The sequence below is a fragment of the Pseudaeromonas aegiceratis genome (assembly GCF_046254905.1).
Taxonomy (GTDB): domain Bacteria; phylum Pseudomonadota; class Gammaproteobacteria; order Enterobacterales; family Aeromonadaceae; genus Pseudaeromonas; species Pseudaeromonas aegiceratis.
In genome coordinates, this window is record NZ_CP158016.1 from 375,637 (window position 1) to 387,500 (window position 11,864).

Sequence of the window (11,864 nt, forward strand, 5' to 3'; positions counted from 1 at the left end):
AACAATGACAATCGGTCTTGTAGGTCGCAAGCTGGGCATGACCCGCGTCTTCACTGAAGACGGCGTGTCCATCCCGGTGACTGTTATCGAAGTTGAAGCAAACCGTGTGACTCAGGTTAAGTCTCTGGAAAGCGACGGCTATGTTGCCATCCAGATTACCACCGGCACCAAGAAGGCTAACCGCCTGACCAAGGCTGAAGCAGGTCACTTTGCTAAAGCCGGCGTCGATGCTGGTCGTGGTTTGTGGGAATTTCGTCTGAATGAAAGCGAAGCGGCCGACGTAGCCGTTGGTGCTGAGCTGAGCGTTGGCGTGTTTGCTGACGTTAAAAAGGTAGACGTTACTGGTACCTCCAAGGGTAAAGGCTTTGCCGGTACTGTTAAGCGCTGGAACTTCCGCACCCAGGATATGACCCACGGTAACTCCCGTTCGCACCGCGTTCCGGGTTCCATCGGTCAAAACCAATCCCCGGGTAAGGTATTCAAGGGCAAGAAGATGGCTGGTCATCTGGGTAACGAGCGGGTCACCGTTCAATCCCTGGAGCTGGTTCGTGTCGACGTTGAACGCAATCTGCTGCTGGTTAAAGGCGCAGTTCCTGGCGCAACCAACGGCGATCTGATCGTTAAACCCGCCGTCAAAGCGTAACGTCTGAGGAGATAGTAATGGAATTGGTAATGAAAGACGCCCAGAGCGCTCTTCAAGTTTCCGAAACTACCTTCGGGCGTGAGTTTAACGAAGCCCTGATCCATCAGGTAGTTGTGGCTTATGCCAATGGCGCACGCCAAGGTAGCCGCGCTCAGAAGAGTCGTTCCGAAGTGTCTGGCGGCGGTAAGAAGCCGTGGCGTCAGAAGGGTACTGGCCGTGCCCGTGCTGGTAGCATCCGTTCCCCCATTTGGCGTTCCGGTGGCGTGACCTTCGCTGCGCGTCCTCAGGACCACAGCCAGAAGGTGAACAAGAAGATGTACCGCGCCGCTCTGCAGAGCATTCTGTCCGAGCTGGTACGTCAAGAGCGCCTGATCGTGGTTGAGCAGTTCGGTATCGATGCTCCCAAGACCAAGGATCTGGTAGCCAAGCTGAAGGGTCTGGACCTGGCCGACGTGCTGATCGTGACTCCGGAAGTCGACGAGAACCTGTTCCTGGCCGCTCGCAACCTGTACAAGGTTGACGTGCGCGATGTGACTGGCCTCGACCCGGTTAGCCTGATCGCTTTCGACAAGGTATTGATGACTGCTGACGCAGTGAAGCAAATCGAGGAGATGCTGGCATGATCCGTGAAGAGCGTCTGCTGAAAGTTCTGAAGGCTCCGCACATCTCTGAAAAGAGCACCATGGTGGCTGAAAAGCTGAACACCATAGTGTTCAAGGTTGCCACTGACGCGACCAAGGCGGAAATCAAGGCTGCAGTTGAAAAACTGTTCGAAGTAAAAGTTGAAGCTGTTCGCACCCTGAATGTGATGGGCAAGACCAAGCGTACTGGTGCTCGCATGGGCCGTCGTTCCGATTGGAAGAAGGCTTATGTGACGCTGGTTCCGGGTCAAGACATCGACTTCATGGGCGGCGCTGCCGAGTAAGAGGAGTCCAGTTAAATGGCAATCGTAAAATGTAAGCCTACTTCTCCGGGTCGCCGTCACGTCGTCAAGATCGTCACCCCGGAACTGCACAAGGGTAAGCCCTTTGCCGGTCTGATCGAAGATCAGCGCAAGACCGGTGGCCGTAACAACAACGGTCACATCACCACGCGTCATATCGGTGGCGGTCACAAGCAGCACTATCGTCTGATCGACTTCAAGCGCAACAAGGATGGCATCCCTGCCACCGTTGAGCGCCTGGAATACGATCCGAACCGTTCTGCCCACATCGCCCTGGTGGTGTACGCAGACGGTGAGCGCCGCTACATCCTGGCCCCCAAGGGCCTGCAGGCTGGCGACAAGATCGCTTCTGGCATCGATGCGGCCATCAAGGTAGGTAACACCCTGCCGATGCGCAACATCCCGGTTGGTACTACCGTACACGCCGTGGAAATGATGCCTGGCAAGGGTGCGCAAATCGCGCGTTCTGCCGGTGCTTATGCTCAGATCCTGGCCCGCGAAGGCGCCTACGTGACCCTGCGTCTGCGTTCTGGCGAGATGCGCAAGGTGCTGTCCGAGTGCCGCGCCACCGTGGGTGAAGTCGGTAACTCCGAGCACATGCTGCGTCAACTGGGTAAGGCCGGTGCCAGCCGCTGGCGTGGTGTTCGTCCCACTGTTCGCGGTATGGCGATGAACCCGGTCGATCACCCGATGGGTGGTGGTGAAGGGCGTAACAAGGGTATGCAACCCGTGTCACCCTGGGGTACCCCGTCCAAGGGCTACAAGACCCGCAAGAACAAGCGTACCGACAAGTACATCGTACGTCGTCGTAACAAGTAATTCTTTTATAGAGGAATCGCCATGCCACGTTCTCTCAAGAAGGGTCCATTTATTGACCTGCACTTGCTGAAGAAGGTAGAGAAAGCGGTGGAAAGCGGGGACAAGAAGCCTATTAAGACTTGGTCCCGTCGTTCAATGATCATCCCGAATATGATCGGTTTGACCATCGCTGTCCATAATGGTCGTCAGCACGTACCTGTGTACGTTACCGATGAAATGATCGGTCACAAGCTGGGTGAATTTGCGCCGACTCGTACTTATCGCGGTCACGCCGCCGATAAGAAGGCCAAGAAGAGATAAGGGGTAGATGATGCAAGCTATTGCTAAACACCGTTTCGCCCGTACCTCTGCCCAGAAGGCACGCCTGGTTGCTGATCAGGTACGTGGTATGCCTGTAGAGCGGGCCCTGAACCTGTTGACCTTCAGCCCGAAGAAGGCTGCCGTGCTGGTCAAGAAGGTTCTGGAGTCAGCCATTGCTAACGCCGAGCACAACGAAGGCGCGGACATCGATACGCTGAAAGTCGACACCATCATGGTTGATGAGGGTCCGAGCATGAAGCGCATCCGTCCTCGTGCCAAGGGCCGCGCGGACCGTATCCTGAAGCGTACCGCTCACATCACTGTGGTGGTATCCGACGCTAAGGCTGGGAGATAAGCAATGGGTCAGAAAGTACATCCTAATGGTATTCGTCTTGGCATCACCAAGCCGTTCAACTCCACTTGGTATGCCAACACCGCTGACTTTGCGGACAACCTGTACAGTGACTTCCAGGTACGTCAGTACCTGACCAAGGAACTGAAGGCTGCATCCGTTGCTCGCATCGTCATCGAACGTCCGGCCAAGAGCATCCGTGTGACCATTCACACCGCTCGTCCGGGTGTCGTGATTGGCAAGAAGGGTGAAGACGTAGAAAAGCTGCGGAAGCACATTGCCAAGCTGAGCGGCGTACCTGCTCAGATCAACATCTCCGAAGTTCGCAAGCCCGAACTGGACGGCAAACTGGTAGCTGACAGCATTACCTCTCAGCTCGAGCGCCGTGTGATGTTCCGTCGTGCCATGAAGCGTGCCGTGCAAAACGCCATGCGTCTGGGCGCCAAGGGCATCAAGGTCGAGGTGAGCGGTCGTCTGGGTGGCGCGGAAATCGCCCGTACCGAATGGTACCGCGAAGGTCGCGTGCCCCTGCACACTCTGCGTGCAGACATCGACTACGCAACTTCTGAAGCTCACACCACCTACGGCGTAATCGGCGTCAAGGTTTGGATCTTCAAGGGTGAGGTGCTGGGTGGTCTGGCTGCAGTTAACGCTGCCGCTGCTGCCGCTCAACAAGAACCCGCTCCTGCCAAGCCGAAGCGCAAGCCGCGTGCTGCTAAGTAAGGAGATTGGGTAAATGTTGCAACCTAAGCGTACAAAATTCCGCAAGATCCATAAGGGCCGTAACCGCGGCCTGGCAAATGCCGGTAACGAAGTTTCCTTCGGTACCTTTGGTCTGAAGGCGGTATCTCGCGGTCAACTGACTGCTCGTCAGATCGAAGCAGCTCGTCGTGCGATGACTCGTCACGTTAAGCGTCAAGGTAAGATCTGGATCCGTGTATTCCCGGACAAGCCGATTACCGAAAAGCCCCTCGAAGTTCGTATGGGTAAAGGTAAGGGTAACGTGGAGTACTGGGTCGCCCTGATCCAACCGGGTAAGATGCTGTACGAGATGGACGGTGTGCCTGAAACTCTGGCTCGTGAAGCGTTCGCATTGGCGGCCGCTAAACTGTCAGTTAAGACCACTTTCGTAACTCGGACGGTAATGTGATGAAAGCTCAAGATCTGCGTCAAAAGAGCGTTGAAGAACTGAACGCCGAGCTGATCGGTCTGCTGCGTGAGCAGTTTAACCTGCGCATCCAAGCCAGCACCGGTCAACTGGCTCAGACTCACACTCTGAAGCAAGTGCGCCGCGACATCGCGCGCGTGAAGACTGTTCTGACTGAGAAGGCGGGTGCGTAATGACCGATAAAATCCGTACTCTGCAAGGTCGTGTGGTTAGCGACAAGATGGATAAGTCCATCACTGTTGCGGTAGAGCGCAAGGTAAAGCACCCGATCTACGGGAAGATTATCGTGCGTACCACCAAGCTGCACGTGCATGACGAGAACAACGAATGCAAGGCCGGCGACCTCGTGGAAATCCGCGAATGTCGCCCGCTGTCCAAGACCAAGTCCTGGACGCTGGTAAGCATCGTTGAGAAGGCCTAATAGGTCTTCACACTAACGGGACGGCCCTCCGGGGCCGTTCTTTTTTTCGGCTACCATTTCCGGATCTGTCGTGGTATTATGCCGCGCCTTTAATGGCAGCCAGATCCCGAAAGGGGTAAGTAGTAAAGTAAAGCGGAGCACTAACATGATCCAAATGCAAAGTATGCTGGACGTCGCCGACAACTCCGGCGCTCGCAGCGTAATGTGTATTAAGGTTCTGGGTGGTTCGCACCGCCGCTACGCCGGTATCGGTGACATCATCAAGGTTTCCATCAAGGAAGCCATTCCCCGCGGTAAGGTGAAGAAGGGTGATGTAGTAAACGCGGTGGTCGTTCGCACCAAGAAAGGCGTTCGCCGTCAGGATGGTTCTGTCATCCGTTTCGACCGCAACGCGGCTGTGCTGTTGAACAACAACCATCAGCCGATCGGTACCCGTATCTTCGGCCCGGTGACTCGTGAACTGCGTTCTGAGAAGTTCATGAAGATCGTCTCCCTGGCCCCGGAAGTACTGTAAGGAGTCGAAACATGGCAGCAAAAATCCGTCGTGATGACGAAGTAATCGTTCTGACCGGAAAGGACAAGGGCAAGCGTGGCAAGGTCACTCAAGTCCTGGTTCAGCACGGTAAAGTAATCGTAGAAGGCATCAATCAGGTCAAGAAGCACCAAAAGCCGGTTCCGGCTCTGGGTGTGGCTGGTGGCATCGTCACCAAAGAGACCCCGATCGATGTATCCAACGTAGCGATCTTCAACCCTGCCACTGGCAAGGCTGATCGTGTTGGTTTCCGGACTGAAGATGGCAAGAAAGTTCGCTTCTTCAAGTCCAACGGCGAACTTGTTAAGTAATTTGGAGTTTAACGATGGCGAAACTGCATGATTCATACAAGCAGAAAGTAGTTAGTGAACTGATGACTCAGTTCGGCTACAAGACTGTCATGCAAGTCCCTCGGATCGAAAAGATCACCCTGAATATGGGTGTCGGTGAGGCCCTTGCGGACAAGAAGATCCTGGAAAACGCGGTCGCAGATCTGGCTGCTATTTCTGGACAAAAACCGCTGGTTACCAAGGCTCGCAAGTCTGTTGCAGGCTTCAAGATCCGTGAAGGCTACCCGATCGGTTGTAAAGTAACCCTGCGCGGCGAGCGTATGTGGGAATTCCTGGAACGTTTGATTTGCATCGCGCTGCCGCGCGTGCGCGACTTCCGTGGCGTGAGCACCAAGTCCTTCGATGGTCGTGGTAACTACTCCATGGGTGTGCGTGAGCAAATCATCTTCCCCGAAATCGACTATGACAAGGTCGACAAGGTGCGCGGGATGGATATCACTATCACCACTACCGCTCAGACTGATGAAGAAGGCCGCGCTCTGCTGGCTGCCTTTAGCTTCCCATTCCGCAAGTAAGGTGTAGGGTTATGGCAAAATTGTCCATGAAAGCACGTGAAGTTAAGCGTGCCAAGCTGGTTGAAAAGTACTTTGAGAAGCGTACTGCTCTGAAAGCGATCATCTCCGACGTGAATGCTTCTGACGAAGCCCGTTGGGATGCCGTGCTCAAGCTGCAACAACTCCCGCGTGACTCTAGCCCGAGCCGTCAGCGTAACCGTTGTAACATCACCGGTCGTCCGCACGGCTATCTGCGCAAGTTCGGTCTGTGCCGCATCAAGGTGCGTGAGCACATGATGAAGGGCGAAATTCCTGGTCTGAAGAAGGCCAGCTGGTAATCGAATCACGGGAGTAAGACAAATGAGCATGCAAGATCCGATCGCCGACATGCTGACCCGCATCCGTAACGGTCAGGCGGCAGGCAAGGTTGCGGTTTCTATGCCTTCTTCCAAGCAGAAGGTGGCAATCGCCCAGCTGCTGAAAGAAGAAGGTTACGTGGCTGACTATAAGATCGTCGGTGACGCGAAGCCGGAACTGGAAGTTGAATTGAAGTATTTCCAGGGCAAGCCTGTAGTTGAGCTGATCCAGCGCGTTAGCCGCCCTGGTCTGCGTATCTACAAGAAGTGCGGTGAACTGCCGAAGATCATGAATGGTCTGGGTATCGCCGTCGTTTCCACTTCTAAGGGTGTGATGACCGACCGTGCCGCGCGTAAAGCCGGTATGGGCGGTGAGATCATCTGCTACGTAGCGTAAGGGGGTAGGAAAATGTCTCGTGTTGCTAAGGCACCCGTCGCGATTCCTGCCGGCGTAGAAGTAAACCTGAACGGTCAAGAAATTACCGTAAAAGGTAAGAATGGCTCTCTGAACCGCATCATCAATGCTGCTGTTGAGATCACCAAGCAAGTGAACGTCCTGACTTTCGCTCCGCGCGACGGAATCGTCGGTGCAGACGCTCAGGCCGGTACGGCTCGTGCTCTGGTGAACAACATGGTCATCGGTGTTACCGCTGGCTTCGAGCGCAAGCTGCAATTGGTCGGCGTGGGCTATCGTGCCTCCGTTAAGGGCAATGCTGTAGCACTTGCGCTGGGCTTTTCACATCCGGTTGAGCACGCGTTGCCTGCTGGTGTGACTGCCGAGTGCCCGTCTCAGACTGAAATCGTTCTGAAGAGTGCCGATAAGGCGCTGCTGGGCCAGGTGGCCGCGGATATCCGCGCTTACCGCGCTCCGGAGCCTTACAAGGGCAAGGGTGTACGCTACTCCGATGAGGTAGTGCGTACTAAAGAAGCTAAGAAGAAGTAAGGTAACACTATGGACAAGAAAGCAGCTCGTCTCCGTCGTGCTACTAAAGCACGCAAGAAGATGCAGGAACTGGGTGCGACTCGTCTGGTGGTTCACCGTACTCCGCGCCACATTTACGCTCAGATCATCGCCGCAAGCGGTGCTGAAGTGCTGGCCGCTGCCTCTACTGTAGAGAAGGCGATCGCTGAGCAGGTGAAAAACACCGGTAACGCTGAAGCCGCTGCCGCTGTAGGCAAGGCCATCGCTGAACGCGCCATCGCTAAGGGTGTCACCACCGTTGCGTTTGACCGTTCCGGTTTCCAATATCACGGTCGTGTAGCCGCTCTGGCTTCCGCAGCTCGTGATGCTGGCCTTCAGTTCTAAGCTAGGAGTCGACAATGTCTAAAATCGAATCTCAAGCCGGTGAACTGCAGGAAAAGCTGGTTGCAGTAAACCGTGTCTCTAAGGTTGTTAAGGGTGGTCGTATTTTCTCCTTCACCGCACTGACTGTGGTGGGTGATGGTAACGGCCGTGTAGGTTTTGGTTACGGTAAGGCGCGTGAAGTTCCGGCTGCCATTCAAAAGGCAATGGAACAAGCTCGTCGCAACCTGACCAAGGTTGAGCTGAATGCGGGTACCCTGCACCATCCGGTGACCGGTATCCACGCTGGTTCCAACGTGTTCATGAAGCCGGCTTCTGAAGGTACGGGTATCATCGCTGGCGGTGCCATGCGTGCCGTGCTGGAAGTCGCTGGTGTACACAACGTGCTGGCTAAGACTTACGGCTCCACCAACCCGATGAACGTAGTCCGCGCTACCATCGATGCCCTGGCTCAGATTAAGTCTCCTGAGCAAGTGGCTGCGAAGCGTGGTCTGAGCGTAGATGAAATTCTGGGGTAATGCGCCATGGCTAACAAAACTGTAAAAGTAACTCAGACTCGCAGTGCGATCGGTCGTCTGCCGAAGCACAAGGCAACCCTGCGTGGCCTGGGCCTGCGTCGCATTGGTCACACTGTAGAACTGGAAGATACTGCCTGCGTTCGCGGTATGATCAACCGGGTTTTCTACATGGTTAAGGTGGAGGAGTAATCCATGCGTTTGAACACTCTTTCTCCGGCCGCAGGTTCAAAGCCTGAGAAGAAGCGTCGGGGTCGTGGTATCGGTTCTGGTCTGGGTAAGACCGGTGGCCGTGGTCACAAGGGCGCTGGCTCTCGTTCTGGCGGCGGTGTCCGTCTGGGCTTTGAAGGCGGTCAAATGCCGCTGAAGCAGCGTCTGCCGAAGTTCGGTTTCTTCTCCCGTAAGGGTGCAGTAACCACCGAAGTTCGTCTGAACGAAATCGCTGCGGTAGAAGGCGACGTAGTTGACCTGAACACCCTGAAGCAAGCCGGTGTGATCACTAAGAACATCGAGTTCGCCAAGGTTGTTCTGTCTGGCAAGATTGAGCGTGCAGTGACCGTTCGCGGTCTGGGCGTCACCAAGGGTGCCCGCGCCGCCATCGAAGCCGCAGGCGGTAAGATCGAGGAATAATAAGCAACATGGCTAAGAAACCAGGATTTGAAGCTAAAAACTCACAGGGCGGTCTGGGTGAACTGAAGAGTCGTCTGCTCTTCGTTCTCGGGGCGATTATCGTGTTCCGAGCAGGCTCCTATGTGCCAATTCCTGGTATTGATGCCAATGTTCTTGCCGAGCTGTTCCAGCAGCAGAAAGGGACCATCATTGAAATGTTCAACATGTTCAGTGGTGGTGCCCTCTCTCGCGCCTCTATCTTTGCGCTGGGGATCATGCCGTATATTTCGGCATCCATCATCATCCAGCTGCTGACGGTCATCCATCCTGCTTTGGCTGAGCTGAAGAAGGAAGGGGAAAGCGGTCGCCGCAAGATCAGTCAGTACACAAGATATGGCACGTTGGTTCTGGCTGCGTTCCAGGCCACCGGTATTGCGACAGGCTTGCCGAATATGATGCAGGGGCTGGTAGTTCATACCGGCTTCGGCTTCTACTTCACTGCCGTCGTGAGTCTGGTCACCGGTACCATGTTCCTGATGTGGTTGGGTGAGCAGATCACCGAGCGGGGGATTGGTAATGGTATCTCGTTGATTATCTTCGTAGGTATCATCGCCGGCCTGCCCCACGCGCTGGGCGCAACGGCAGAGCAAGCGCGTCAAGGCGAATTGCACATCCTGTTGCTGTTGTTGCTGGCAGTGATCGTGTTTGCTGTGACTTATTTCGTGGTGTTTGTTGAGCGTGGGCAGCGTCGCATCGTTGTGAACTATGCCAAGCGTCAACAGGGTAACCGCGTCTTTGCCGCACAAAGCACGCATCTGCCGCTCAAACTGAACATGGCTGGCGTTATTCCGGCGATTTTCGCCTCCAGCATTATCCTGTTCCCCGGGACCATTGCCTCTTGGTTTGGTCAGGGTGACAGCTGGATGGCTAACCTGTTGCAAGAGATCTCTCTGACTCTGCAACCCGGTCAGCCTCTGTATGAGATGCTGTATGCGGCCGCGATCATCTTCTTTAGTTTCTTCTATACTGCGCTGGTGTTTAACCCGCGTGAGACGGCGGACAACCTGAAGAAGAGCGGTGCTTTTATCCCTGGGATCCGTCCTGGCGAACAAACTGCAAGATTTATCGATAAGGTCATGACCCGCCTGACTCTGGCTGGCGCGCTGTACATCACCTTTATCTGTCTTGTTCCTCAGTTCCTGATGAATGCCTGGAACGTACAGTTCTATTTCGGCGGCACCTCGCTGCTGATTATCGTGGTAGTCATCATGGACTTCATGGCTCAGGTGCAGACCCATATGATGTCTCATCAATATGGTGATGTCCTGAGAAAGGCAAACCTTAAAGGCTACGGCCGCTAAGGTTGGCATTACTAGTTACGGAGTTAAGCAATGAAAGTTCGTGCTTCCGTTAAGGCCATCTGCCGTAACTGCAAGATCATCAAGCGCCACGGTGTGGTTCGTGTGATCTGCAGCGAGCCTAAGCATAAACAGCGCCAAGGCTGATTTATTTACGGTTGAGACTTGCAAAAAGAAGGCGTGCTGGCTAAATTAGCCAGCCACCTTTGTTGTGCTGGTAGACCACCATGTATCCGGAACGGGCTTTGTGGTGGTCAAATTTTTATTACTTTGTAGGAGTGCTATAGTGGCCCGTATCGCTGGCATTAACATTCCTGACCATAAGCATGCAGTCATCGCTTTGACTGCGATTTATGGCGTTGGCAACACCCGCGCTAAGCAGATCTGTGCTGAGTCCGGGATTGCCGAGGATGTGAAGATCAAGGATCTGGATGAAGCCCAGATCGAAAAACTGCGTGAGCAAGTAGCTAAGTTCACCGTTGAAGGTGACCTGCGTCGCGAAATCTCCATGAACATCAAGCGTTTGATGGACCTGGGTTGCTATCGCGGTCTGCGTCATCGTCGCGGTCTGCCCGTTCGTGGGCAGCGCACCAAGACCAACGCACGTACCCGTAAGGGTCCGCGTAAGCCCATCAAGAAGTAAGCGGGAAGGTGTAGAAAATGGCAAAAGCTCCGACTCGTGCTCGTAAGCGCGTAAGAAAGCAAGTGAGTGATGGTATCGCTCACGTACATGCTTCTTTCAATAACACAATCGTTACCATCACCGATCGTCAAGGTAATGCCCTGTCATGGGCTACCTCTGGTGGTTCAGGTTTCCGTGGTTCTCGTAAGTCCACCCCGTTCGCTGCCCAGGTGGCCGCCGAACGTGCCGGTGAAATGGCTAAAGAATACGGTGTGAAGAATCTGGAAGTGATGGTAAAGGGTCCTGGCCCTGGCCGTGAGTCCTCAATCCGTGCTCTGAATGCGGCTGGTTTCCGCATTACTAACATCACTGATGTGACTCCGATCCCGCATAACGGTTGTCGTCCTCCCAAAAAGCGCCGCGTGTAACGTTGCTTTTTGGATTAGGATTGTTGGAGAAAGAACATGGCAAGATATATCGGTCCTAAGCTCAAGCTTAGCCGTCGTGAGGGCACTGACCTGTTCCTGAAGTCAGGTGTTCGAGCGATTGACTCAAAGTGCAAAATTGATACCGCTCCGGGTCAACACGGTGCGCGCAAGCCGCGTCTGTCTGACTATGGCGTTCAGCTGCGTGAAAAGCAAAAGGTTCGCCGTATTTACGGCATTCTGGAAAAGCAATTCCGTAACTACTACCGTGAAGCTGCCCGTATCAAGGGCAACACCGGTGAGAACCTGCTGCAACTGCTGGAAGGTCGTCTCGACAACGTAGTTTACCGCATGGGCTTCGGCGCCACTCGTGCCGAAGCGCGTCAGCTGGTAAGCCACAAGGCCATCGTGGTTAACGGTCGCGTTGTGAATATTCCTTCTTTCCAGGTTTCCCCGGAAGACGTTGTTGCCGTTCGTGAAAAGGCGAAGAAGCAAGCTCGGATCAAGGCCGCTATGGACCTGTCCGGTCAGCGCGAAAAGGCCACCTGGCTTGAGGTTGATGCCGACAAGCTGGAAGGCGTTTACAAGCGTCTGCCGGAGCGCTCCGATCTGTCCGCTGATATCAACGAACAGCTGATCGTCGAGCTTTACTCC

Annotated in this window: 25 protein-coding genes (1 of these 25 running past the window's edge); all 25 read left to right on the top strand. The window is 54.6% G+C overall.

The window, feature by feature from the left end:
* Positions 1-4 precede the first annotated feature (4 nt).
* Positions 5-643, top strand: a complete 639-nt coding sequence (gene rplC, locus ABHF91_RS01800) for a 50S ribosomal protein L3 (protein ID WP_409421795.1) — start codon at positions 5-7, stop codon at positions 641-643.
* Positions 644-660: 17 nt separating this feature from the next.
* On the top strand, positions 661-1,266 hold the full coding sequence (gene rplD / locus ABHF91_RS01805) for a 50S ribosomal protein L4 (RefSeq protein ID WP_345014147.1): 606 nt from the start codon (positions 661-663) through the stop codon (positions 1,264-1,266).
* Positions 1,263-1,568, top strand: coding sequence for a 50S ribosomal protein L23 (gene rplW, locus ABHF91_RS01810; protein WP_409421796.1), 306 nt, complete (start codon positions 1,263-1,265; stop codon positions 1,566-1,568). Before rplD ends, rplW begins: the two co-directional genes overlap by 4 nt.
* Positions 1,569-1,583: 15 nt before the next feature.
* On the top strand, positions 1,584-2,405 hold the full coding sequence (rplB, locus tag ABHF91_RS01815) for a 50S ribosomal protein L2 (protein WP_409421797.1): 822 nt from the start codon (positions 1,584-1,586) through the stop codon (positions 2,403-2,405).
* Between the two features lie 21 nt (positions 2,406-2,426).
* Positions 2,427-2,705, top strand: a complete 279-nt coding sequence (rpsS, locus tag ABHF91_RS01820) for a 30S ribosomal protein S19 (RefSeq protein WP_345014152.1) — start codon at positions 2,427-2,429, stop codon at positions 2,703-2,705.
* 10 nt (positions 2,706-2,715) lie between these two features.
* Complete coding sequence (rplV, locus tag ABHF91_RS01825; protein WP_409421798.1) at positions 2,716-3,060, top strand: 50S ribosomal protein L22; 345 nt, start codon at positions 2,716-2,718, stop codon at positions 3,058-3,060.
* 3 nt (positions 3,061-3,063) lie between these two features.
* A complete protein-coding gene (gene rpsC / locus ABHF91_RS01830; RefSeq protein WP_409421799.1) occupies positions 3,064-3,780 on the top strand; it encodes a 30S ribosomal protein S3 in 717 nt (238 codons plus the stop codon).
* Between the two features lie 13 nt (positions 3,781-3,793).
* Complete coding sequence (gene rplP / locus ABHF91_RS01835) at positions 3,794-4,207, top strand: 50S ribosomal protein L16 (protein WP_409421800.1); 414 nt, start codon at positions 3,794-3,796, stop codon at positions 4,205-4,207.
* Entirely contained in the window at positions 4,207-4,398 is a 192-nt protein-coding gene (gene rpmC, locus ABHF91_RS01840; RefSeq protein WP_345014158.1) for a 50S ribosomal protein L29, read from the top strand. Before rplP ends, rpmC begins: the two co-directional genes overlap by 1 nt.
* Positions 4,398-4,646: a 30S ribosomal protein S17 gene (rpsQ, locus tag ABHF91_RS01845; protein ID WP_345014160.1), complete on the top strand. Its 249-nt coding sequence runs from the start codon at positions 4,398-4,400 to the stop codon at positions 4,644-4,646. The genes rpmC and rpsQ overlap by 1 nt, the downstream gene beginning before the upstream one ends.
* A 145-nt stretch (positions 4,647-4,791) precedes the next feature.
* Complete coding sequence (gene rplN, locus ABHF91_RS01850) at positions 4,792-5,160, top strand: 50S ribosomal protein L14 (protein WP_345014162.1); 369 nt, start codon at positions 4,792-4,794, stop codon at positions 5,158-5,160.
* An 11-nt stretch (positions 5,161-5,171) separates the two neighbouring features.
* Complete coding sequence (gene rplX / locus ABHF91_RS01855) at positions 5,172-5,489, top strand: 50S ribosomal protein L24 (RefSeq protein ID WP_345014164.1); 318 nt, start codon at positions 5,172-5,174, stop codon at positions 5,487-5,489.
* Positions 5,490-5,503: 14 nt separating this feature from the next.
* A complete protein-coding gene (gene rplE / locus ABHF91_RS01860) occupies positions 5,504-6,043 on the top strand; it encodes a 50S ribosomal protein L5 (protein ID WP_409421801.1) in 540 nt (179 codons plus the stop codon).
* Positions 6,044-6,054: 11 nt separating this feature from the next.
* A complete protein-coding gene (gene rpsN / locus ABHF91_RS01865; RefSeq protein ID WP_345014168.1) occupies positions 6,055-6,360 on the top strand; it encodes a 30S ribosomal protein S14 in 306 nt (101 codons plus the stop codon).
* Positions 6,361-6,382: 22 nt separating this feature from the next.
* Entirely contained in the window at positions 6,383-6,775 is a 393-nt protein-coding gene (gene rpsH, locus ABHF91_RS01870; protein WP_409421802.1) for a 30S ribosomal protein S8, read from the top strand.
* Between the two features lie 12 nt (positions 6,776-6,787).
* Positions 6,788-7,321, top strand: coding sequence for a 50S ribosomal protein L6 (rplF, locus tag ABHF91_RS01875; RefSeq protein ID WP_409421803.1), 534 nt, complete (start codon positions 6,788-6,790; stop codon positions 7,319-7,321).
* Positions 7,322-7,330: 9 nt separating this feature from the next.
* Positions 7,331-7,684 carry a 50S ribosomal protein L18 gene (gene rplR, locus ABHF91_RS01880; RefSeq protein WP_409421804.1) on the top strand — a complete coding sequence of 118 codons (354 nt, stop codon included), beginning with the start codon at positions 7,331-7,333 and terminating at the stop codon, positions 7,682-7,684.
* Positions 7,685-7,698: 14 nt separating this feature from the next.
* Positions 7,699-8,199, top strand: coding sequence for a 30S ribosomal protein S5 (gene rpsE, locus ABHF91_RS01885; protein WP_409421805.1), 501 nt, complete (start codon positions 7,699-7,701; stop codon positions 8,197-8,199).
* A gap of 6 nt (positions 8,200-8,205) precedes the next feature.
* Positions 8,206-8,388 (top strand): 50S ribosomal protein L30, encoded by a 183-nt coding sequence (rpmD, locus tag ABHF91_RS01890; RefSeq protein ID WP_345014178.1) that lies wholly within the window; start codon positions 8,206-8,208, stop codon positions 8,386-8,388.
* A gap of 3 nt (positions 8,389-8,391) precedes the next feature.
* Positions 8,392-8,826, top strand: a complete 435-nt coding sequence (gene rplO / locus ABHF91_RS01895) for a 50S ribosomal protein L15 (RefSeq protein ID WP_345014180.1) — start codon at positions 8,392-8,394, stop codon at positions 8,824-8,826.
* 8 nt (positions 8,827-8,834) lie between these two features.
* Entirely contained in the window at positions 8,835-10,166 is a 1,332-nt protein-coding gene (gene secY, locus ABHF91_RS01900; RefSeq protein WP_409421806.1) for a preprotein translocase subunit SecY, read from the top strand.
* Between the two features lie 30 nt (positions 10,167-10,196).
* Positions 10,197-10,310, top strand: coding sequence for a 50S ribosomal protein L36 (gene rpmJ, locus ABHF91_RS01905; protein WP_005319705.1), 114 nt, complete (start codon positions 10,197-10,199; stop codon positions 10,308-10,310).
* 139 nt (positions 10,311-10,449) lie between these two features.
* Positions 10,450-10,806: a 30S ribosomal protein S13 gene (gene rpsM, locus ABHF91_RS01910; protein WP_409421807.1), complete on the top strand. Its 357-nt coding sequence runs from the start codon at positions 10,450-10,452 to the stop codon at positions 10,804-10,806.
* A gap of 17 nt (positions 10,807-10,823) precedes the next feature.
* Positions 10,824-11,213, top strand: coding sequence for a 30S ribosomal protein S11 (gene rpsK / locus ABHF91_RS01915; protein ID WP_409421808.1), 390 nt, complete (start codon positions 10,824-10,826; stop codon positions 11,211-11,213).
* Positions 11,214-11,249: 36 nt separating this feature from the next.
* Positions 11,250-11,864, top strand: partial view of a 30S ribosomal protein S4 gene (gene rpsD, locus ABHF91_RS01920; RefSeq protein WP_409421809.1) — the 5' portion only. Its footprint extends 6 nt past the window's final position; the window shows 615 of its 621 coding nt (coding positions 1-615); it begins with the start codon at positions 11,250-11,252; its stop codon lies off the right edge, out of view.